Source organism: Pedobacter sp. (assembly GCF_031119335.1).
In the GTDB taxonomy this organism is placed as follows: Bacteria; Bacteroidota; Bacteroidia; order Sphingobacteriales; family Sphingobacteriaceae; genus Pedobacter.
Window position 1 is genome coordinate 141,560 of the sequence record NZ_JAVHXT010000005.1, and the last position, 23,977, is coordinate 165,536.

Below are 23,977 nucleotides of genomic sequence, written 5' to 3' on the forward strand. Positions count from 1 at the left end.
TAATATTTAAGCGGTTTTATAGGTTTTGGTTCTATAAACCAACAAGTACAAATAATATTGCAGGCTAAACATAATTGTAGAGAACAAAATATGTATGGCTTGCGCATAAGGTGGTAAACCTAGGTATGATAACAAAAAGCCCGATGCTATCTGAACAATTAGTACAACCATTAAATAATTGGCAGTAACTAAAGGCATCGCCTTTCCGCTAAACCTGTCTATCACCATTTTGTAAACGATAAAATTGCTAATGCCTACCAAAATAGCCAGATCTCTATGGTAAGAAAACACGTCTCCTACTTTTCCAACCCACGTATTACGTCCGTTATATGATAGCGATTTCGCAATGCTATCTATTGCTTCCCTAACTTCAGTGCCTAAAACAATCTGAAAAATGGATATCGCTATTGTAAAAAACAAAAATCCCTTTAACCAAGCTATGCGATACATAATTACTGTAGGCTCTTTGTGCAGCTGCTTCGCATAATTATAGGTGTAAATAGCTATGCCTAAAATTACCAGCGCCAAAAGCATGTGTATGGTAATTACCCATTGCGTTAAGTTGGTAGAAACTACTATTGAACCTAACCAAGCTTGGTAACCTACTACAATAATATTAAGCCAACTCAGTACTATAATTCGTTTCGCACTTTTTTTGTATGCAAAAGAAAAAATAGCTGTTAATAGTAAGAAAACACCAAGAATAGCTCCTGTAAGTCTATTTACATATTCGGTCCAAGTTTTTGCAGCGTTAAACTCTTCATGCACTAAAATAGACTTATCCTTTCTCAGGCTATCAGCCAATTTTTGCCTGCCCATACTTTCCAAGTACTTAGCAAACTTCTCATTTTTCTTCTTTCTACCTTCTATGTATTTCGTTTCATAATCGGCAGGAAGTTGACTAGCGGAAGTTGGTGGAATGTACTGATCGAAACACTTAGGCCAATCTGGGCATCCCATACCTGAACCTGTACTACGAACAATACCTCCGGCCAAAATAACCACCAAAGTGGCAATAATGGTTATTAAATTAATTCTAATAAATCTATTTGCAGATTTAGCAATCATTGATATGTGATAGATTTATAAAAATAAGGTACCTGTAAGTGTTTAAACAATTGCAGGTACCTTATTACATATTTTAGACAAAGTCTGTTACAGTACCTTATTCTTGTACTGGCTTGTTAGCTGCCTCCCACTCCTTCTGTATACGCTCAGCTTCTTCGTTACCTTCAAAATCGTGAGGTAAGTTAGAGCTCATTGTTTCAGAGAAAGGCACAGTTTGCGGAATAAAATCTTCTGCCGCACCTGGCTTACTATAATCGTAAGGCCAACGATACACAGTTGGAATTTCACCTGGCCAGTTACCATGTAAACGCTCAACTGGTGTAGTCCATTCTAAAGTGTTAGCTCCCCAAGGGTTTTGAGTTGCTTTTTTACCTCTAAAAATAGAATAGAAGAAGTTGAACAAGAATGCAATTTGAGCCAAACCAGCAACAATTGCTGCCCAAGTTACAAATACGTTAACGGTTAACCATTTGTTCATAAACTCGAACTCCGTAAATGCATAGTAACGACGAGGTACGCCATCTAAACCTAAGAAGTGTAGCGGGAAGAATACCAAGTACGCACAAATGAAAGTTAACCAGAAGTGCAAATAAGCTAACTTAGGGTTCATCATTCTACCGAACATTTTCGGGAACCAGTGATAAACACCTGCCAACATACCAAAGATAGCAGCAGAACCCATTACCAAGTGGAAGTGAGCAACTACGAAATAAGTATCGTGCAAGTTAATATCTAATGATGCATTACCTAAGAAGATACCAGTTAAACCACCAGAGATAAAGAAAGATACTAAACCAATTGCAAATAACATTGCTGGTGTAAAACGGATATTACCTCTCCAAAGCGTAGCTAAATAGTTAAATGTTTTTACAGCTGATGGTACCGCAATAATCAACGTGGTAATCATAAATACACCACCTAATAACGGGTTCATACCTGTTACGAACATATGGTGACCCCATACGATAAATGATAATACTGTGATACCGATTAGAGAGTAAACCATTGCATGGTAACCGAAAATTGGTTTTCTTGAGTTTACAGAAATAATCTCTGAAGAGATACCCAATGCCGGCATAATTACGATATATACCTCTGGGTGACCTAAGAACCAGAATAAGTGTTGCCACAAAATTGGAGAACCACCTTCGTTTGGTAAAATTTCGGTACCAAACACTAAATCTGATAAGTAAAAACTTGTACCAAAACTACGATCGAATATTAACAGAACCACACCAGCAACTAAAACTGGAAAAGATAGAATACCTAAAACAGCAGTTAAGAATATTGCCCAGATAGTTAAAGGCATTTTCCAAAGATCCATACCTTTTGTACGCATATTCAAAATAGTAGCTACATAGTTCAAACTACCCATTAATGAAGAGGCTACGAAAATTACCATACTGATTAACCACAAAGTCATACCGATTTGAGAACCAGGCATTGCTTTTGGCACAGCCGATAACGGAGGATAGATGGTCCAACCACCACTTGCTGGGCCTGTTTGCGTAAAGAAAGAAGCCATCATGATGATACAAGCTACTAGGAAGAACCAGTAAGAAAGCATGTTCATGAAAGGTGAAGCCATATCTCTGGCACCAAGTTGCAATGGTATTAATAAGTTACTGAAAGTACCACTTAAACCAGCTGTTAGTACAAAGAATACCATAATGGTACCGTGAATTGTTACCAATGCTAAGAAAAAGTCTGGTTTAATTCTTCCTCCCTCTGCCCATTTACCTAAAAATGTTTCTAATAAAGGAAAAGTTTTATCTGGCCATGCAAGCTGTAACCTAAATAAAATAGATAGGATCATTGCTATAACTGCCATAATGATACCAGTTATTAAAAACTGCTTGGCAATCATTTTATGATCTTGACTAAACACGTATTTAGTTAAGAACGTTTCATGGTGATGGCCATGTCCATGATCGTCGTGGTGTGTATCGTGTAATGATATTGTTGACATAATAAGGTTTTTCCAGTATTATTATTTTTTTAAAGCTAATTGGTTTTTCACATCTAATTCTACCTTCGCAGCAGTAGCTGTAGTATCAGCTGGTGCCTCGGTTGCTGCCGGAGCCGCTTCCTCTGCCACCACTGGCAAATTAAATGCTTTTCTTAAATCGTTGGTTAAATAAGGAGCTTGTTGGCTCAACCACTCTTTATATTCTGCTTCACTAACAACTCTTACATTTTTCTGCATGTTAAAGTGGTTAGCACCGCAAATTTTAGCACATAATAAAATGTAGTTAAATTTCGGATCGTTCAATTTTGTTCTCATCTCTTCGGTAGTAACCGTTGGAGTGAACTCAAAATAAGTTTGCATACCTGGTACAGTATTTAATTGCACTCTAAAATGAGGCATATAAAAACTGTGGATTACGTCTTTACTCGCCAAAGTGAAACGCACTGGTTTGTTAACCGGAAGTACAATTTCATCAGCTAATAAATCATCTAAACTGTTTTTATCGTTAAAATCGATACCTAAACCGTTGATAGCTGTTGTTAATTTATAGTTTCTTTTACCTACAATAGCATCAGCTCCCGGATAACGGATATCCCATAAGAACTGAGAAGAAACCACTTCAATATTTAAAGGTCTGTTGTTTGGATCTTCTGCTTTATAGAAAATAGATCTCCAAGTTAAAAAGCCTTTCAATACCAATAAAGTCAATACTAAAGCTGGAACGATAGTCCAAATTTTCTCGATAGTATTGTTATGTGGGTAGTAATATGCTTTTCTCTTCGCAGAATATCTGTAGATGTAAGCAAATACAAATAATACAATGTGAGTAAGGATAAATACAATAGTCGTAATGATTAATGTTAGCTTAAACATTTCATCAATACGTTTACCATGCTCAGATGCAGCTTCTTGCATATGAGAGATCATGCTACCATGTACCGAGTATTCCCAATAAACACCATATAATCCCACTACCAAGAATAGTGCAAAAATTATTGCGTTTACGGTATCCCAGTTTATTCCTTCTGGCTTGCCTTGTGTTTCGCGAGTAAGTTCATATACTTTTAAAGCCTTACCTACAATTGCAATGAATAAACATAGCAGCAAGAACAACAACACATAAAATAATGCAGATTTATGTATTGGTCCCATATCTACAGGTTTAGCCGTAGCGGCTGCTGCTGCTTCTTGAGCAAAGGCATTAGCGCTAGAGAATACGGTAAATATTACCGCTAGGGCTGCCATTGTTTTATTAACTATTAATTTTCTTAAACTCATTTTCTTTAAAAGTAGTACGATGTACTGTTTTATATTATTTGTTTAATTGGTACTGATTATAAGTGGTGGTTTAAACTCTCTTGTAAGAAAGGGTGATTTTTCGCCACCATTGGTTTTTTGCTTAATGCACTTAACACGGTAAAGGTAAATAAACCTATAAAACCTGCTGCTATGCCTAGCTCCAAAATTCCGAAACCACTACCATCTTTAGCGCCAAATTCGAATATACCTGGCATAATCATTTGGTAGTAATCTACCCAGTGACCACATACTACGATGATAGAAACTGTTAACAAGAGATTCTCACTTCTTTTGTTATCACGATCCATTAATAATAATAATGGAGTTAAGAAGTTTAACACAATGTTAAGATAGAACCAGAACTCGTAGCTGTTAAAACGTTTGTGGAAATACACAGTCTCTTCAGACATGTTGGCATAGTAGATCAATAAGAATTGAGCAAACCATACGTAAGTCCAGAAGATAGAGAAACCAAAAATAAACTGTCCTAAATTGTGTAGGTGACTATTGTTAACCCAGCTCATGTAACCTGCTTTTCTCAATAAGATAATGATGATAGCAATGATAGCTAACGTACTTACCCACATTGAAGCAAAGTTATACCAACCAAACATAGTTGAAAACCAGTGTGCCTCTAATGACATGATGTTATCAAAAGCGAAGATTGGTGTAGTAAAACCGTAGATTACTAAGAAGATACAAGAGTACTTGAAGCTTTTATTGTATGATGTCAATCCGCCAGTTAAGTCTTCGTTATACGACCATTTAGTTACGAAATGAGCGAATAAAGCATATGAACCCATAAACACTACCTGTCTGATCATGAAGAAAGGTACGTTCAAAAATACAGCTTTACCAGCAATAATTTTATCGTAGTTGGGCGAGCTAGGGTCTGTTAAACCTTCTGCGTGCCAGTGGTGATACAAGTTATGAGTGTATAAACCTAATCCAGTAATAACGATTAAGATTAAAGCTGCTATTGGCAAATTTTTAGCCATAGCTTGCGGTACACGTAAAATAGACGCCGACCATCCAGCTTGTGCTACAAACTGAATTGCTAAAAAGAAAGTAGCCGACATACATACGCAAGCGAAATAATAGCCCATCAACAATAGATTGGCATAAGTACGCTCGTGCATTTGATGTGCATGTTCGTGATTAAAAAACAAGCCATAAGCTATTGTTAAAATACCAACTGCGATACCAACAATACTCAGGATTTTTGCTTTTCCAGTAAACTCAAACTGTTCACTTAAATTATAATGATGAGTTCCCATTTATATCTGCTTTTCTTATTTTTTTTGTAATTGTTGAACATACATCACCACTTTCCATCTTTCATCTGGGCTAAGTTGCGAAGCATGAGATCCCATTGCATTTAAACCATACATAATTGTGTGGTAAATTTTTCCTGCAGGCATATCTTGCATTAACCCACCACGAGATGAGTTTGCATCAGCACCGTGATATGAAGGCACACCTGAGATACCTTTATCCAACTTAACGATATGACCTTGACCGTCACCAGCATCACCGTGGCAAGGCGCACAGAAAACTGTGTAAAAGTGCTTACCTTCTGTTAAATTTTGTTCTGTTAATGCCAATGGATTTACCAAAGCTACAGATGCTTCATAACCTTCTTTAGTGTTAGGATATTCGTATCTGATATAATCAACAGGAGTTGTATTTGGTGGCGGTGTTTGTGAAGTTGCACCGTTAGCAAAATTCTTGTTTGGCTGATCCTGATTGTAAGCAATAGGATCGTACATATTTCTTGCGAACTCTAAGCCTGTGCTTTTGTTATCTCTACAAGCCGAAAGCATTGCTACAGAAGCCAATAAGCCGAATGCTCCTAAAACAATTTTATTCTTATTCATAGCTAATATACTTCCTTTCATTATGCTTCACTTCTAGAGCTCCTGCACTTTTTAAAAGTTCATCAATTTTATCATGTTCTGCATTTTGTTTTGCATCAATTGCAATTACAAAACGGTCGTCAGTAGCACGTAAATCCATTACTCTTGGCGCTCTACCCGGGAATAAGTGAGTAGATGCATAGTAAGATCCAACTAGACCAAACGCACAGAACAAAATAGTTAATTCGAAAGTAATAGGCACAAAGTCTGGAAATGCAAAGTGCGTTTTACCCCCAATATTTACTGGCCAATCTACCACCGTAGCTAAATAAACTCCAGTAAGCATGGTAATTGTACCTGTAATTCCGAAAAAGAAAGCGGCAATATCTAATCTAGATCTTTTAACGCCTAATTTCGCTTCGATACCGTGAATAGGCATTGGTGTATAAACATCATAAATGGAGATGTTATTTTCCTGCAATTTCTTGATGCCTGTTAGCATCTCATCAGGATCGCCAAAGCTGCCTAAAATATATTTGATATTACTCATTGTTATATTTTTGCGTATTCTTCTTGTTTAACACTATCAAATTTCTCTAAAGATTCGATGTACTCTTGTACATGCTCTTTATCTAGGTTTCCTTCTTTAATCAATTTCATCTTAGATTGCTCACTTGAGCTCTTCAAGATCATTTTAACCTCTGCAATTGCAATAGAAGGTAATACTCTTAGGAATAATAGGAACAAGGTGAAGAATACACCAATTGAACCTACGAACACGCCCACATCTACCCAAGTTGGAGAGAACATTGTCCAGCTTGATGGTAAGTAATCGCGGTGTAATGAAGTTACAATAATTACAAAACGCTCAAACCACATACCGATGTTTACCACAATAGATAGTACCCAAGTAGCTGCGATATTAGTACGAATTTTCTTGAACCATAACAACTGTGGAGAGATTACGTTACAAGTCATCATTAACCAATATGACCAAGCGAATGGACCAGAGATACGGTTTTGAAACGCGTACATCTCATATTGTGAACCTGAATACCAAGCGATAAATAACTCAGTTAAGTAAGCCACACCTACAATTGAACCTGTTAAGATGATGATTTTGTTCATCGATTCGATGTGGAACATAGTGATGTAGTTCTCTAAACCTAATACTTTACGTACTACCAATAATAAAGTCAATACCATTGCGAAACCTGAGAAAATCGCACCTGCCACGAAGTATGGAGGGAAGATGGTAGTGTGCCATCCTGGGATTACCGAAGTTGCAAAGTCCATTGATACAATGGTGTGTACCGAAAGTACTAGTGGTGTAGAAATACCTGCTAAGATTAATGATACTGCCTCAAAACGTTGCCAAGTTTTTACGCTACCTGTCCAACCGAATGAGAAGATAGTATATACTTTTTTACGAACGCCTGTTGCTCTATCTCTAATAGTTGCGATATCTGGCAATAAACCTGTGTACCAGAATAATAATGATACAGAGAAATAAGTTGAGATCGCAAACATATCCCACACCAATGGTGAGTTAAAGTTTACCCAAAGTGAACCGAATTGATTTGGCAAAGGTAATACCCAATATGCTAACCAAGGACGACCCATGTGTGATACAACGTATGTAGCGGCACAAATAACGGCGAAAATTGTCATCGCCTCTGCCGAACGGTTGATAGAGTTACGCCAGTTCTGACGGAAAAGTAATAATACTGCTGAGATTAGTGTTCCAGCGTGACCAATACCTACCCACCATACGAAACCGGTGATATCCCAAGCCCAACCAACTGTTTTATTTAATCCCCAAGCACCAATACCAAACCAGAACGTATAGCCTACAGAAACTACCCAAAGTGTAGCTCCGCAAAGTGCAAGGATAAATCCAATCCACCAAGCCTTGTTAGGTTTGTTTTCTACCGGAGATAAGATCTCTTCCGTAATTCGGGCATACGTGATGTCCTTTCCGGTAATTAATGGTTCTCTTAAAATTGATTCGTTATGTCCTGCCATAATCTATATTACTGTAAGTAGTAGCTTACGCGTGTACTTCTTTTGTTTCTGAATCTATGTTTCTAATTTTTGTCATGTAACCAATACCTGGCTCAACGTTGATTTCCTCTAGTACGTAGTAAGTACGCTCGCTACGTAATGCTTTAGAAACTTCCGAATTCGGATCGTTTTTATCACCGAAGATGATTGCGTTGGCAGAACAAGCCTCTTGACAAGCCATTTTGATATCGCCATCTTTCAATGCACGTTTTTCTAATTTGGCAGTTAATTTACCAGCTTGGATACGTTGGATACACATTGAGCATTTCTCCATTACACCACGAGAACGGGTAGTAACATCTGGATTTAATACTAATTGAGTAAACTCGTTGTTCAAGTAGTTATCGAAACGTGAATCGTTCCAGTAGTTAAACCAGTTGAAACGACGTACTTTGTATGGACAGTTGTTTGCACAGTAACGAGTACCTACACAACGGTTATAAGCCATGTGGTTTAAGCCGTCTGAAGAGTGTACCGTTGCCAATACCGGACATACAGTTTCGCAAGGTGCGTGATCACAATGTTGACATAACATTGGTTGGTGCACTACAGAAACGTTCTCTAGATTATCTAAGTGAGCAATTTCTTTCTCTTCTGTTACAGAACCGTGTTGCTCATCATTAAAGCTATAGTAACGATCGATACGTAACCAGTGCATTTCACGACGACGTCGAACCTCATCCTTACCTACTACTGGAATATTGTTTTCTACGTTACAAGCAACGATACATGAACCACAACCTGTACAAGCATTCAAATCGATTGCCATTACCCAGTTGTTGCCCAACATTTCGTGCTTATCTGTAGTCCACAAATCGTACACTTTATGTTTATGGTGGTTACCAGAACCAGCCATTGGATCTTTCAAGAAATCTTTGAAAGTAGCTTCGCGAACAATATTTCTACCTTCGAAAGAGTAGTGAGTTTGAGTTTGTGCTAACTCAGACCATACACCAGTACCAGTTAAAGTTGCAGTAGTTGCATACTTCATTGTACCGTTAGCATAAGTTACGAATGGGAAAGCATTTTTACCTACGTTGTTACCTGCTTTACCAGCTTTAGTACGTCCGTAACCTAAAGCTACAGATGCTGTACCCATTGCTTGTCCTGGTTGGAACAATACTGGTAAATCGATAGCATATCCGTTTTCAGCTTTAATGCTTACTACATCAAATTCTTTGTAACCTAATTTCTCTGCTTGTTTAGGATTTAGAGCAACATAGTTATCCCAAGTTACTTTAGTTACCGGACAAGGAAACTCTTGCAAGAATGCGTTGTTTGCTTGTTTACCATCACGCATCGGCACACTTTCAAAAATTTGAAGCTCGATATCTTTTTTCAATGCTTTGCTGCTCGCTACAATAGCTGCTGCAACTGCATCTAATGATAAAGTGAAGCCATAGCTACCAGCTGCTCTTGGAGCTGAAGTTACTACCCCAGTTTGCAATACATCTTTCCAAGTTTTACCTGCTGCTGGTAAAATATTTTTCTCCCAGTAGTTACGTACGTATTGGTAGTAATCTTGTACCGGAGCATCTGCCCAAGTTAACAAGCTTTGCTCTGCCTGACGAGAGTTGAAAACTGGATTGATAGTAGGTTGAACGATTGAATAGAAACCTTCGTAAGTGTTTGCATCACCCCATGACTCTAAATAGTTAGGTGTAATTGCAACAACATCAGAAAGATCTGCTGTCTCGTCTTCTCTATCAGAGAAAGAAACTTTCAAAGCAACTTTAGCTAAACCATCAGTGAAAGCCTTAGCGTTAATTGCATCGTAAGCAGGGTTTGAATTCAAGAAGAAAACAGCACCTACATCACCTTTGTTCATTTCGTCAACTAACAATGCAAATTCTGCATCATTACCTTCGTAACGTTTACAAGGGTTATCTAAATCGATAGTAGTACCGTAGCTACCGATAGCCACGTTAATTGCATTTACCAAAGTTTGTACAGAAACATCATTAGAACCAGCTACTAATAACGCTTTTCCTTTGTTCTGTAATAATTCTTTCGCTACTAATTTAATTGCTTTATCAGCGTTAGCATTATCTGGCAAGCCAGCGCCTGGTAAACTAGCACCAGTAATTGCATTGTATAAAGCGATTAATGCAGGTCCTTCTTCAGATAATTTTAAAGCAATACGAGTATCGGCGTTTGTACCTGTTAAACTCATACCAGCTTCAAACTGGAAGTGACGAGACATTTTCTTTTTCTCTAACGATTTGTAATCTCTGTTAGAAGTATATTGAGCAGTAAATTCTTCGCCGCTAATCCAAGTTCCTAAGAAATCGGCTGCAAAGCTTACAATTAAATCTGCTTTTTCGAAGTTGTATTTAGGTAACACTGCTTTACCGAAGCTGTTCTCATTAGCTTTGATGATACCTGTGTAAGAAATTGGATCATACTGAACCAATTTAGCTGTAGGGTATTTAGCCGTAAATTCTGTTACTACCGCTTTAGCCGATGGGCTATTTAAAGAGCTAGCAACAATACGGATTTGCTTACCTGAAGCTTGTACTTTGTTTAATTCGCCTTTTACGAATTTATCCAAATCAGCCCAAGTAGTTTCATCCTTCTTTAACAAAGGATTTTTTAGTTTAGAAACATCATACAAATCTAATACCGAAGCTTGTGCCTGTGCATCTGTACCACAGTTAAACGTTCCTGCATTAGGGTTAGCCTCAATTTTAATTGGACGACCTACTACAGTTTTAACCATTACGCTGTTTCCTTTAAAACTAGAAACGTAAAAGTTAGGAATACCTGGAGTTACCTCTTCTGGTCTAACTAAGTAAGGAATTGATTTGTGTACCGGTGCTTTTTGACACGCAGCTAAAGTTACAGCTCCTAAACCAAAACCTAATGCCTTTAAAAAGTCACGGCGTGGGGTAACTGTACTTAGTCCTGCTTCACTTAAAACATCTTCTATTGGAAGCGGCTCGGCAAATTCGCTTTTGTTGTTTTCAACAAACTCGGGAGTTTTATTTAACTCCTCCAAACCTTTCCAGTATTTTTTGTTGCTTTCCATTTAAGCTATATTACTGTTTATCGAACGTTCTTAAAAAACTCTATTTATTAATAATGGCACTTACCACACTCTAAACCACCCAGCAACGCTGGTGTAATTTTCTCACCTTTTTTGATTTTCTCGTGAGCTGCAATTACGTTAGCATAAAAAGCATCGTTTTTCTTGCCAGAGATATCAGCATCTTTGTGACAGTTCACACACCATTTCATGGTTAGCGGAGAATATTGATAAACTTCCTCCATTGTGTTAACCGGACCGTGACAAGCGAAACAAACTGGATCTTTAGGGTTCAAACCTGCTTCTTTACGAATAGCTTCTTCACCTACTACTACGTGCTGAGAGTGGTTAAAGTAAGCGAAATCTGGCAAGTTATGTACACGTACCCACTCAATTGGCTGCTCTTTAGTCTTATCGTAAGTTTGAGTATCTGGGTTATAGCCTAAAGCGTTATAGATTTTTTGAATTTCTGGAGAAATCAAACCATCATCTGTTCTTGCTTGTACGTTTTTATGACAGTTCATACAAACGTTTAACGAAGGAATAGTTGAGTTTTTAGATTTGAAAGCACCGGTGTGACAGTACTGACAATCGATTTGATTGATACCAGCGTGTAATTCGTGAGAGAATTTAATTGGCTGCGTTGGTTGATATCCAGTGTGAACACCAGTTTCCCACATACCCATCCAACCGAAAGAACCTAACACCATTACTAAACACAATACGGTAAAGAATACAAATTTCTTGTTTTTGAACAAGCCTTTTACGCCAGTAACTAAAGAAACATTTTCTTCTTCTGCTATAACAATACCTTGTTTTTCAAGGATTAGGCGCTCAAGCATTTTAACCGCTCTACCTAAAACTACCAATACAATGATAGAAAGAACGATGATGGCAATTACACCCGCGATTGAAAGGCTAGAAACACCTTCATCTACAGCTACCGGACCATCTACCTTTGCTTTTTTCGGCTCGCCTTCTTTACCATAAGCAATGATACTTTTGATTTGATCATCAGTTAAAGTAGGGAAAGCCGTCATCTCTGATGGAGAGAATTTAGCTGCTTCGATAGCTTGTTTGTTACCCGAAGCAATTAAAGCTTGGTTGTTTTTAATCCATGGAATTAAATACGATTCTTCCAAAGTCTGCATTTTTGGAGTTAATGCAGGCCCAGTACCATCGTGATCCAACGCGTGACAAGAAGCACACTTAGACTTAAATAAAGTCCTTCCTTCTACAACATCTTGCGCTTTCGATACATTTACAATTAAAAAAGATAGACCAGCTAAAACAAATGCAGCTTTTCTAAGTTTTTTAAGTCCGAATGAGATATTCCTCATAATGAGTATTTTATGCTTTATATTGAAATAAAATTGTTAATCTAAGTGATGAATGATGATTTACCTCTCAGAAATAATTGGACAAAAGTAAGCTTTATTAGCATACCAATGACATATTAATGACAGTGAAATACAATTTATAATCATTCTAAACTATTGCGTTTTTATAGGCTAGCGTTAAATAAATCGGCGATTTTTATCAAATCGCCGACATTGATCAGGTTATTTTCTGACCTAGATATTTTGATTTTTAATTATTGCTTTAAAATCCAAGCAAACATTAATGGCGCTACGATTGTTGCGTCACTTTCTACGATGAATTTTGGCGTATGAATATCTAACTTACCCCAGGTAATCTTCTCATTTGGAACAGCTCCAGAGTAAGAACCATACGAAGTAGTAGAGTCTGAAATTTGGCAAAAATAACTCCAGAAAGGAATGTTTTCCATCTCCATATCTTGATAAAGCATTGGCACTACACAAATAGGGAAATCGCCCGCAATACCACCGCCAATTTGGAAGAAACCTATCCCCTTTCCTTCAGAGTTTTTCACATACCAATCTGCTAACCAGCCCATGTACTCGATACCGCTTTTCATGGTTGTAGCTTTAAATTCGTTTTTAATTACATAAGAAGCGAAGATGTTGCCCATGGTGCTATCTTCCCATCCTGGCACTACAATAGGCAAGTTTTTCTCAGCCGCTGCTAACATCCACGAGTTTTTAGAGTCAATTTCATAGTATTGCTCCAATACGCCGCTTAATAACATTTTGTACATGAACTCGTGTGGGAAATAACGCTCACCTTTGTCATCAGCATCTTTCCAAATGGCGTGGATATGTTTTTGCAAACGACGGAAAGCCTCCTCTTCCGGAATACAAGTATCTGTAACACGGTTATAGTGATTTTCCAACAAATCCCACTCGTCTTGCGGACTTAAATCGCGGTAATTAGGTACCCTTTTATAGTGCGAATGAGCAACCAGGTTCATGATATCCTCTTCTAAGTTAGCTCCGGTACAAGAAATTATAGACACTTTGTCTTGTCTAATCATCTCTGCCAACGATATGCCCAATTCGGCGGTACTCATCGCTCCAGCTAGGGTAATCATCATTTTACCACCTTCGTCTAAATGCGTTTCGTAACCTTTAGCCGCATCCATCATAGCTGCAGCATTAAAATGGAGGTAGTTAGTCTCCATGAATTTCGATATTGGTCCTCTGTTAGTACTCATTTTATATTCATTTTGTTTTCGCCGCAAAAATACAAATGATTTACGATTTTAGGTTACGATTTACGATTTGATATGAAAGGCGCTTATATGAACCATATAGACACATAGCTTTTAGAAAAAAACATTTCAACTAGCACTACATAAACAAATGCCCCAGCTTTCTACAAATTCATCTTCCATTATTGGTAAATCCAGCGAGCCTATGTTTCTATGTGTTGTCTTTTTCATCAAACGCTTCTTTTCGAACTGCAACAATAATAAAATACCTAGCTTTGTATAAATCCCTTTCGTTAACATGAATACAAATTCTTCAGATACTAGCAAAACCAACGCAACTGTGTTTCCAATTTTGTTTGCTTTGAGTTTTTCGCACCTCCTTAATGATACGATACAATCTTTAATACCTGCAATTTATCCGCTAGTAAAAAATTCTTATCAACTTACATTTTCGCAAATTGGTTTAATTACGCTTACTTTTCAATTAGCAGCCTCATTATTCCAACCGTTTGTTGGTTTATATACTGATAAAAAACCTCAACCCTATTCTTTAGCTATAGGAATGGGATTTACCTTAATAGGTTTGATTACGCTATCACTTTCAAATAGCTTTTACCTGATCTTATTTTCAGTAGCTTTAGTAGGAACAGGCTCATCGATCTTTCATCCGGAGGCATCGAGAATGGCACATGCCGCATCTGGCGGAAAAAAGGGCTTGGCGCAGTCGGTATTTCAATTGGGTGGAAATTTCGGCAGTTCTATAGGCCCGCTATTGGCGGCTTGGATCATTGTTCCAAAAGGACAATTTAGTGTGATTTGGTTTTCGGTAATTGCGCTATTGGCGATAATGGTACTAAGTTATGTTGGCAAGTGGTATAAAGGATATATTACTAATCGCGAAGCAAAGAAAGGAAGTTTGGTTTCAGATGGGCATCAGCTATCTAAAAGAACAGTAGCCTCTGCAATAGTCATATTACTTGTTTTAATTTTCTCGAAATACTTTTACATGGCGAGCTTAACCAGCTATTTCACGTTTTATCTGATCGACAAATTTCACGTTTCGGTGCAAACTTCACAGATTTATTTGTTCGTGTTTTTGTTCTCGGTTGCCGCAGGAACTTTATTAGGCGGCCCAATTGGCGATAAGATTGGTCGTAAATATGTGATTTGGGTATCTATTTTAGGCGCCGCTCCTTTTGCCTTGTTGTTACCTCATGCTAATCTATTTTGGACTGGTATTTTAATTGTTCCTATCGGGATGATTTTGGCTTCTGCTTTTTCTGCAATTTTGGTTTACGCACAAGAATTAATCCCAGGAAAGGTTGGTTTAGTTGCAGGACTATTCTTTGGTTTCGCCTTTGGCATGGGTGGTTTAGGCTCTGCCTTAATTGGAAATTTGGCCGATAAAACAAGCATCAACTATGTTTTTCATGTTTGTGCTTACTTGCCATTAATTGGATTGATAACGATGTTTTTACCAAATATTAGCACCACGAGGAAAAAGAAATAATTTAACCGTAAAGTGATGGTAAAGTTGGAAATGTAAATTCTTGTAGCATCTTTAGCCTTGCCTAATCCGAATTTTGTTTTCATGCGTTCTTAGCAATTTTGTTTCATTCAGCCCTACGGCTTTCAGTGCCAAATTGCATAGACTAGCTTCTTATTTTAACGTGAGTTTTGGGTCTTGATTCGTCATTGCGAGGTACGAAGCAATCCTACTACTATCGCTAGGCAACAAAACTACCGCTTTAAGATTGCTTCGTACCTCGCAATGACGATACTTTTTTAGGCTACAAAAAAGATAACACATTGACATCCAGCTAAAAATATCCAAAACTCACGTTATTTTAACACCATATAATCGGATGATGTACGTGAATTCTAAAAGCGTTACTAATTAAGTTACCGTATGTAACTGCTTCAGGGCTGCGTTCCTCGTAATTATGATGGATTATTTTTCGACACTTTTATTAAACAATCTAATTATCTCCTTATTAAACCTTTGTGGCTCTTCAAAAACAGGACTATGACCAGACCTTTCAAACTTAATAAACTCCTTATTGGGCGCCTTTAAAATATTCACATATTTTTCAACCAATTCCCAAGGGGTGTTATAGTCATATGCTCCTGAGATAAAAAAACAAGGAACTATCTGTTTAAAAAAATCAAAATTGTTAAAATCAGGGTCGTAAATAATATTTCCAGCAGAAAAACCTGATGCTTTACCATATTTCAGCAAATCAAAGAAAGAGTATTCCCTCGATATCCAAATGGCCAAGATCCAGTCCAAATAATTCCTTTTTTTGTACCTCTCCCCACCAAGTTTCAAAAGCCACTCTTTTTGTTTAACTATTCCCCAAAAGCCCATCTTATACATCTTAGAGTAATCTCCAGATTGGGGTTCCCCAATCCCTTGCAATTCTTTTATAGCCTTTATATTATTCGTCTCTAATGCCCTACCCAAAGTATAACGATAAGAAGCTAGCTCACCTTCATAAGCGGCTAGTTCCTGTCCAATCCCAACGTAAGCAATAAAGTTTTCAGGATTCTTCTGAACTGCGTATAAACCTAGCCTTGAGCCCCAAGAATGGCCAACAAGAAATATTTTTTCAACCTTAAACCGAACCTTCAAATAACTAACCAAAGTATCTACATCTTGTTGATATTTAGCAACCTTTATTTCTTCTCTCGATGTCCGCTTGTCATAGGATTTTCCCGCATTCCTCTGGTCCCAATACACCACCGTGAAATAATCCTCCAGCTCACTATTAAACTTCCTTAACAAAGCCGTAGCAGATGCACCTGGTCCACCATGCAAAAACAGCAAAATAGGATTATTTATATTCTTTCCTCTGATCAAAACATATTGCTTGGTCTTATTAATATTTAGATACTTTATTTCTGAAATACCACTCGGAGTTTTGATACTCCTTGTCGAAGTACATGATGTCAGCGAACACATTAAAGCAGCAGTCAAAAAACAAAGAAAAAAACCAAGATAGCTCCAACAGCCTAATTTCAAGACATTCATTTTAGCAATTATCATTAAGCATTTAAAAAAGGGCTGAGATTAACCACTCTATTTTTCATTCCCCTTAAAAATTCAAACCTAATACAGTTGATTAATATAAAGTATGCTAACGACACTTATTTCGAACATTCTTTTATTCTAACGAAACTCACATCTTGCTAAACTGTCAAAAAATCTGAAGGGGAACCAATCTAATATTTGTTGCGAGAAGGGGAATAAAGAATATAGGCAGTAATGACCTTAGTAAGATTCTCAGTAAAAATAAAAGCCTCGCTAGTAGAACTAACAAGGCTCCTATGTAAATGAGGGATTCGAACCCCCGACCCCCTCGGTGTAAACGAGGTGCTCTGAACCAGCTGAGCTAATCAACTTTTCTATTGCAATTCTACTCTTCCAAGATTTGATTTGCCTTTCCCGTTTTAATGCAAGCTCCCTTGATTGAAAATGTTCAGAATACACAATCATCCAGTCGCCAGTTTTACCGGTAAAGCCTTTGTGGTTAGTATTATGTTTAGCTAAACGTTTTTCAAGATTTGACGTAGAGCCGATATAATATTTTTTCCGAGAAGGAGAATAAAGAATATAGGTAGTAAACATAAGATATTCTCAAAAAACAAAAAAGCCTCGCTAGTAGAACTAACAAGGCTTTATGTGGAAAATGAGGGATTCGAACCCCCGACCCCCTCGGTGTAAACGAGGTGCTCTGAACCAGCTGAGCTAATTTTCCAGTGTTTTATTTATTATCATTTACAATCCAGTAAACTTATTATGTGGAAAATGAGGGATTCGAACCCCCGACCCCCTCGGTGTAAACGAGGTGCTCTGAACCAGCTGAGCTAATTTTCCAGTATTTCAATTTCCCTAAGTATTTCGGATAACCACCGATTTCGTTTGGGAATGCAAATATAGTGTTATAATATTTCTTTACAATTCTTTTTTTATTTTTTTTAAGAAAGCACCTCTTCTAATATCTGATGTGATTTCACCTGCCCAAAAGACGCTGTATGCAACTGATAGTAAATCAATATTTTATCGAGCAACAATCGTCTATAAGCATTCGTAAATCGTACCTCATTAATTTTCTTAATCGATGTATTTAACAATAACAATAATGAATTTCCCTGCTCATCATCGGTAAAATATGGATGCATTGGCGATAATGAAGTGAAATTACCTTCCTGCAAATCGAAATACTTTTGGTCTGGCCTAGTCTGTGGTTGTGGAGCAAAACCTAAAAACCGCGTTAGCTTCATCAAAAACGACAAATGAAAGTTAACGCTGAGTTCTTCGCTTTCATCGAACCAACTAATCGCATTATAAAGATACTCAAACAATTGCTCATCCACATGTTGCTGCCTAATGCTTTTATACAATACTTCATTTAAAAACTGAACAATTGTGTTTTTGATTACATTGTAAGGAATACTTTTGAACATAGGCATCGGCCTAGCTTCCGACACCCTTTGTATCTGTGTGTTCTGCTTATGATATACCACCATATCTAACAAATGTAACGGCTGCAAAAAATTGATCGGAATTTTCGCCTTTGCCTTTTTAACACCATTAACAAGATACGATTGAATGCCAAACTTTTCAGTAAAAACCTGCACAACTACACTGCTTTCATTGTAGTTTATAGTTTTTAAAACAATTCCTCTGGTTTTATACAGCATCTAAAAATCTTTGGCACAAAAATAATCAAAGCAACAACTAAACTGATTACAACTTACAACAATTACCTTAAAACCTTGTTTATAATGGCAAGATTAACGCATATTTAAACTGTCACATTTGGCAATCCGTCAATTTTATGCGTTCTTTACACTTTCTTAAAGATTTATATGTGGGTTAAACTATCTAATGCTATATTAAAAAATCGCGTTCTCCTTATCGTCCTATTTGTTACCATTACCATATTCATGGGATGGCAGGCCAAAAATATCAAGCTTTCTTATTCAGGCGCAAAGATTTTACCTTTAACAGATTCTGTTTTTGTAAAGTATAATGCCTTTAAAAAGCAATTTGGTGAAGATGGAAGTATTGTTGTGATTGGCGTGAAGAGTGACAAAATCTTCCAAAAAGACACCTATAACAAATGGGCTCAGCTATCTAACGAATTACAACAGCTTAACGGCATCAAAGGCGTTTTATCGATCGGAAAGTTTTTTGAGCTGCAGAAAGATACCACCAATCAGAAATTTACGGTAAAACCATTACCAGAAAAAGTTTTAGCAAGCGATGCAGAGATGGACTCGCTTAAAAGTAAGCTTAATCAGTTACCATTTTATAAAGGTTTACTCTACAATACCGAAAGTAACGCCACTTTAATGGCTGTAACCTTCGACCAGAAGATTTTAAATTCGGCAGCTAGAAACCCAATCCTTAAAGAAATTGAAGAAAAGGCTTTAGCATTTGGAAAAAGCGAGGGCGTTGACATTCATTTATCAGGCTTACCTTATATAAGAACCGCTACCAGCAAGTTAGTTTCTAACGAATTTATCCTATTTTTAGGTCTATCTATTTTGGTTTCCGCTTTAATTCTAGTGATATTCTTCCGTAGTTTTTCGGCGGTATTCTACCCAGTTTTAGTGGTAATTATGGGGGTTGTTTGGAGTATTGGAACTTTGGTATTGTTTGGCTACGAAATCACCATCTTAACAGGATTAATTCCACCGTTAATTGTAATTATTGGTATTCCAAACAGCATTTTACTACTCAATAAATACCACAACGAGCTTAAAAAGCATGGCGATAAAGATAAAGCTTGGCAAATTACAGTAGAACGTATTTCTGTAACTACTTTAATTGCCAACATTACCGCAGCTATTGGTTTTGGTGTCCTGTACTTTACTGGCAGCGAATTGTTAATGCAGTTTGGTAGCGTAGCTGCGCTAAATGTGATGTTTACGTGGCTAATGAGCTTATGTTTAATCCCTGCAATTTTCAGTTACCTACCTGCGCCAAAAAATAAAATCAACGGTGTACATGAACCGAATTTCTTAGACAGGTTGTTGGCGAAAACAGATCATCTGGTTCAACACAAAAGCGCTACCATCTACACTGTAACCATAATTCTGACAGTAATTTCCTTAATTGGCGTTTACCGTATTAATGTAAATGGCTACGTGGTAGATGATTTACCCAAAAGTTCTAAAATATTAACCGATTTAAAGTTTTTCGAAAAGAATTTCGAAGGAATTTTACCATTAGAGATTAGCGTTGATACCAAGCGAAAGAATGGTGTCCTGAGTATATCTACCTTAAATAAGATTGATAAAATGGAGGAAATGGTTTCGGCCTACCCCGAGTTTTCTCGCTCCATTTCTTTAAACACTGGCTTAAAATATGCTACTCAAGTTTTCTACAATAGCGATACCAATTTTTACCGTTTACCAACAGATTTTGAGAAGAATTTCATCTTGATCTATGCTGCTAATTCTGGCAAGGGCAATGGCAATATGCTCACAAATTTTGTAGACAAAGACAAGCAAACTGCCCGTGTTAGTTTTCAAATGGCTGATATTGGTTCGAAGCGTTTAGACCAAGTTTTGGAAGAGCTGAAACCGAAAATCGACTCTATTCTTTCTCCGAAACGCTTTGATGTAAGTTTAACAGGTTCTAGCATCATTTTCGCTAAAGGAACGGATTATCTTTTAGAGCATTTGTTTGAAAGCATAGGTTTAGCTATCGTATTGATTTCTTTGCTTCGTTTAGCGCAATTCAGGAGTTTGGGTATCATGTTCATTTCTCTATTGCCAAACATTGTTCCTTTGGTAATTACCGCAGGACTGATGGGTTTCTTCGGTATTCCGTTAAAGCCTTCAACAATTTTGATATTCACTATCGCTTTTGGATTAGCATCTGACCAAACGATTTATTTTTTAACGAGATATCAACAAGAACTAACGCTAACCAATTATAGCGTAAGCAAAGTAATTACCGACACCATTACCGAAACAGGCGTAAGCATGACGCACATTGCCCTGATCTTATTCTTTGGCTTCGGGATATTTACAGCTTCTACTTTTGGTGGAACGGTAATTTTAGGCTTCTTACTTTCTATTACATTAATTGTGGCCTTAGTGTTTAACCTTACCTTATTGCCTGCTTTAATGTTATGGTTAGATAAGAACAAAAAACGCAAGAAATTATCGGAAGCGGAGGTAGCGAAGAACTTGGAAAATTTGGACGATCATTAATCAATGGACTTCCTAACTATCGAATATTTAAAAAACGGCAACGAACGGCAAAAGTCAGCTTATCAAACGCTAGTTACACATCAGCTATTTGAAAAACTAAAACCGTACAATCCTATTCTTACGGGCACGATTCCAATTCATATTGATATTGAAACGAGTGATCTTGATATTATTTGCTACTGGGAAGATAAGCAGGAATTTGTGGGCACTTTAAAAAGGTTGTTTAAGCTAGAAAAGGATTTTCAAATCCGAGACATGAAAATTAGCGACCAAGATAGCGTGGTTTGTAGTTTTAAAGTCGATGATATAGAAGTGGAGGTCTTTGGACAAAATATCCCTACACAACAACAAAATGCCTATCGGCACATGCTCATCGAACATCAAATCCTCCAAGAAAAAGGAGAAGATTTTCGTCTTAAAATAATTGAGCTTAAACAGAAGGGCTTTAAAACCGAGCCCGCGTTTGCTGAGTTACTCGAACTAAAAGGCAACCCCTATAAAGCCTTACTCAAACTACCTGCAATTGGCAACTAACAGCTTTTCAGCATCAGGATAATTACCTGCTTGCTTAAAATACTTACATGCATTTTCTTTATCCCCAACATTTAAATAACATAGGCCCAAAAAGAACTCTGTTTTACCATTGTTCAATCCTGGCAAATCTAAAGCTTTTTTAAAGTACGGGATAGCCAAATTCGGTTTACTCAGATTAAAGTAATAAAACCCGATATTCTGATTTACATAAATATTAGTTGGATCTAACTTTAACCCTTGTTGATAGCTATCTAAAGCTTCTATATGCTTACCAGTCGCAAAAAGACTTTGTCCTTTTACAATGTAATCGGTAATAGCAATTTGATTGATAGACTTTTGAACAATAGTATCTGCCGGAAAACTTTTCAGAGCCAAATCCTTAAATTTATCCAAACCATTTTTACTATAACCTGCCGCATTTAGCGATAAATATGCTTTTGACCAGCTTGCTGGCTTTGTAAGAATTGCAGGAAAAGTCTCGTACATTTTCAAGATCTCTGCGGTATCTCTTCGAGCCGCTGCAAGCGTTGTAGCAGTTTCGAAAAAATTATCGTTAACTGGCCTCTTGTAAAAAGCAGATTTTGCGTAGAAATATGCACTATCTGGTAAGCCCCGCTCGTTAGCAATTAAATATTTGTAGAAATCTGGGCGACCTAAATACGGATTGATTTTATTTGCACTGTCCAGTAATTTTATCGCCTCAGTGTATTTCTTTTCCCTGAAATAATATATGCCAGCGTATTCCACAAACGATTCGGATGATTGAAAAACATTTGGAAATTTAGGATTTCTACCTACTACATCATCTCCTTTTAAAACACCCGAACTTGCAAAGTTGATATTATCTGTTTGAATTAGATACTCCAGGTTAGAAGTTTTGGAGGCGTGATAAGTAAAATATAATGGTAAAGCGCATAACGCAATTAAGCCGACTAGAATTTTCTTATTGACCAATGTAGCGTGTTTTCCAATATCACCAATATTTACAAAAGTAAACGCCATCAAAAAAGAAAAGCACACTTGCATGGTTGGCCGGTAAAATGGGAAGTTAAATAGGGCATCAATCCCATAAATTACCAGCAGAAGCAGTGCTAACAAAGAAGTTTTGCTGATTAAAACGTCTCGACTTTTAAATAATCTTTTGACGTTTACTACCAGCAGCACTACAAATATTGAAAAATACAGCAATCCGTTCAAAAAACCTGTTTCAGCTGTTAACTCCAAAAAATCGTTGTGCGCATGCAAAGGCACGCTCGAATTTGTGCTTAAGTCGAGAGGGATAGATTCGATCCTATAGTTACCCAAACCAATTCCCACAATAGGTTTTTCCTTTGCAAGACCAAGAGCCGCTCGATAAAAGACAAGACGGCGGTTAATAGACCCGTCTTCTGCGTTAAGCTGAGCGAGTCTTTCCGCAGTAGAAACAAACCTTGGATCTAATTTTGATTGTTCAAAAGTGAGATTAGCCCATGCAAATGAAACAACTACCGGGAATACAATGTACAGAAGTTGTAAAGCTGCCTTGCCTTTAAACTCACTGGTTTTGACGTAGTAAACCGCGAAAATCGCAGTCACTATAATTAACGAAAGCAAGGCAGCTCTTGCGCTAATTAAGAAGATGACAGTAGTAGCAAAAACGAGTGCTACTGCAAGAAACCACTTTTTCCAATTGCTAAAGTTGGTTATTCCAACGTAGATAAACGGCACTTTAAACAATAGGCTAGCGGCAAGAATATTAATGTTGCCAGCATTACCTTTCATCACGTTAGAATTTAAAACCTCATAAATGGGCTTTAGATTCGTCTCCAAATTAAAATTATATAACACCTTACCCGCTTGCAAAAAAGCACTGAAACCCACTAAAAACGCAACTTTAACAATTAAATGTAATCTATTGTAAAATAGCGTAGTGAAGTTAATCACCATCGTAAAAGCAACTATTATTTCAGCTAAACTTACAATGCCCAACGAAATGTTTTTGGCAAAAAAAATGGAAACACTACATAACAGGATAAAAACAATATAAGATACAAAAACATAACTGCTCTTAAATATATTTACCAGTGCGGTTTGGTGCAACGCAGGGTTTGAATAAATATAAAGACTAACAAATATGTTCAGAATCGTTAGGTAAAGAAATTGAGGCGCTATAATTTCAAATGTTTTGAAATAGGGCAAAAAATCTATCACTAGAAATGCGCCAACAAAAAACAGCACCATGAAATCCTCATACGAAGATTTGGAACCTGCCTTCTCATTCACCTGAACATCAGATAATTTAGTTTTATTATTTTTACTCATTTTGCATTAGGTAGGTGCATATTACACTGTAACATACAATGTGATAGCGTCTTGCAAGC

Annotated in this window: 16 protein-coding genes, 3 tRNA genes and 1 pseudogene; 3 read left to right on the forward strand and 17 right to left on the reverse strand. The window is 37.1% G+C overall.

Going from position 1 to position 23,977, the window contains the following annotated elements; translation table 11 throughout:
• Positions 1–6 precede the first annotated feature (6 nt).
• The 10 genes from REI64_RS07550 to REI64_RS07595 all read right to left on the reverse strand — a co-directional run bounded on the left by REI64_RS07550 (position 7) and on the right by REI64_RS07595 (position 13,856).
• Complete coding sequence (locus REI64_RS07550; protein WP_308849505.1) at positions 7–1,068, reverse strand: COX15/CtaA family protein; 1,062 nt, start codon at positions 1,066–1,068, stop codon at positions 7–9.
• 97 nt (positions 1,069–1,165) lie between these two features.
• Positions 1,166–3,037: a cbb3-type cytochrome c oxidase subunit I gene (locus tag REI64_RS07555; protein ID WP_308849506.1), complete on the reverse strand. Its 1,872-nt coding sequence runs from the start codon at positions 3,035–3,037 to the stop codon at positions 1,166–1,168.
• 21 nt (positions 3,038–3,058) lie between these two features.
• Positions 3,059–4,315 carry a cytochrome c oxidase subunit II gene (locus REI64_RS07560; RefSeq protein WP_308849507.1) on the reverse strand — a complete coding sequence of 419 codons (1,257 nt, stop codon included), beginning with the start codon at positions 4,313–4,315 and terminating at the stop codon, positions 3,059–3,061.
• 56 nt (positions 4,316–4,371) lie between these two features.
• Positions 4,372–5,613 carry a quinol:cytochrome C oxidoreductase gene (locus REI64_RS07565; RefSeq protein ID WP_308849508.1) on the reverse strand — a complete coding sequence of 414 codons (1,242 nt, stop codon included), beginning with the start codon at positions 5,611–5,613 and terminating at the stop codon, positions 4,372–4,374.
• A gap of 15 nt (positions 5,614–5,628) precedes the next feature.
• Positions 5,629–6,213 (reverse strand): cytochrome c, encoded by a 585-nt coding sequence (locus REI64_RS07570; protein WP_308849509.1) that lies wholly within the window; start codon positions 6,211–6,213, stop codon positions 5,629–5,631.
• Positions 6,206–6,742 carry a DUF3341 domain-containing protein gene (locus REI64_RS07575; protein WP_308849510.1) on the reverse strand — a complete coding sequence of 179 codons (537 nt, stop codon included), beginning with the start codon at positions 6,740–6,742 and terminating at the stop codon, positions 6,206–6,208. The genes REI64_RS07570 and REI64_RS07575 overlap by 8 nt, the downstream gene beginning before the upstream one ends.
• Before the next feature lie 2 nt (positions 6,743–6,744).
• On the reverse strand, positions 6,745–8,217 hold the full coding sequence (nrfD, locus tag REI64_RS07580; protein ID WP_308849511.1) for an NrfD/PsrC family molybdoenzyme membrane anchor subunit: 1,473 nt from the start codon (positions 8,215–8,217) through the stop codon (positions 6,745–6,747).
• Between the two features lie 25 nt (positions 8,218–8,242).
• Complete coding sequence (locus REI64_RS07585; RefSeq protein ID WP_308849512.1) at positions 8,243–11,284, reverse strand: TAT-variant-translocated molybdopterin oxidoreductase; 3,042 nt, start codon at positions 11,282–11,284, stop codon at positions 8,243–8,245.
• 47 nt (positions 11,285–11,331) lie between these two features.
• Positions 11,332–12,621, reverse strand: a complete 1,290-nt coding sequence (locus REI64_RS07590) for a c-type cytochrome (RefSeq protein ID WP_308849513.1) — start codon at positions 12,619–12,621, stop codon at positions 11,332–11,334.
• Between the two features lie 254 nt (positions 12,622–12,875).
• Positions 12,876–13,856, reverse strand: coding sequence for a deoxyhypusine synthase family protein (locus tag REI64_RS07595; RefSeq protein WP_308849514.1), 981 nt, complete (start codon positions 13,854–13,856; stop codon positions 12,876–12,878).
• A gap of 295 nt (positions 13,857–14,151) precedes the next feature.
• On the opposite strand from REI64_RS07595, the gene REI64_RS07600 reads away from it, so the two are divergent.
• A complete protein-coding gene (locus REI64_RS07600; protein ID WP_308849515.1) occupies positions 14,152–15,363 on the forward strand; it encodes an MFS transporter in 1,212 nt (403 codons plus the stop codon).
• A gap of 441 nt (positions 15,364–15,804) precedes the next feature.
• Here REI64_RS07600 and REI64_RS07605 read toward each other — a convergent pair whose 3' ends face one another.
• The 6 genes and pseudogenes from REI64_RS07605 to recO form a co-directional block, all read right to left on the reverse strand.
• Positions 15,805–16,899 carry an alpha/beta hydrolase gene (locus REI64_RS07605; protein WP_308849516.1) on the reverse strand — a complete coding sequence of 365 codons (1,095 nt, stop codon included), beginning with the start codon at positions 16,897–16,899 and terminating at the stop codon, positions 15,805–15,807.
• Between the two features lie 283 nt (positions 16,900–17,182).
• A tRNA-Val gene (locus tag REI64_RS07610) sits at positions 17,183–17,256 on the reverse strand.
• A gap of 24 nt (positions 17,257–17,280) precedes the next feature.
• Positions 17,281–17,481, reverse strand: a pseudogene (locus REI64_RS07615) (GIY-YIG nuclease family protein); the annotation flags it as partial.
• Positions 17,482–17,536: 55 nt separating this feature from the next.
• A tRNA-Val gene (locus tag REI64_RS07620) sits at positions 17,537–17,611 on the reverse strand.
• Positions 17,612–17,655: 44 nt separating this feature from the next.
• Positions 17,656–17,730 (reverse strand) — tRNA-Val (locus tag REI64_RS07625).
• A gap of 101 nt (positions 17,731–17,831) precedes the next feature.
• Positions 17,832–18,557 carry a DNA repair protein RecO gene (gene recO / locus REI64_RS07630; protein ID WP_308849517.1) on the reverse strand — a complete coding sequence of 242 codons (726 nt, stop codon included), beginning with the start codon at positions 18,555–18,557 and terminating at the stop codon, positions 17,832–17,834.
• A 168-nt stretch (positions 18,558–18,725) separates the two neighbouring features.
• On the opposite strand from recO, the gene REI64_RS07635 reads away from it, so the two are divergent.
• Together REI64_RS07635 and REI64_RS07640 are read left to right on the forward strand one after the other, a co-directional pair.
• The gene (locus REI64_RS07635; RefSeq protein ID WP_308849518.1) at positions 18,726–21,083 is read left to right on the forward strand and encodes an MMPL family transporter; all 2,358 of its coding nucleotides are present in this window, start codon (positions 18,726–18,728) and stop codon (positions 21,081–21,083) included.
• A gap of 3 nt (positions 21,084–21,086) precedes the next feature.
• Positions 21,087–21,617, forward strand: coding sequence for a DUF4269 domain-containing protein (locus REI64_RS07640; protein WP_308849519.1), 531 nt, complete (start codon positions 21,087–21,089; stop codon positions 21,615–21,617).
• Here the strand turns inward: REI64_RS07640 and REI64_RS07645 are convergent.
• Positions 21,597–23,918: an O-antigen ligase family protein gene (locus tag REI64_RS07645; protein ID WP_308849520.1), complete on the reverse strand. Its 2,322-nt coding sequence runs from the start codon at positions 23,916–23,918 to the stop codon at positions 21,597–21,599. The genes REI64_RS07640 and REI64_RS07645 overlap by 21 nt on opposite strands.
• Positions 23,919–23,977 lie beyond the last annotated feature (59 nt).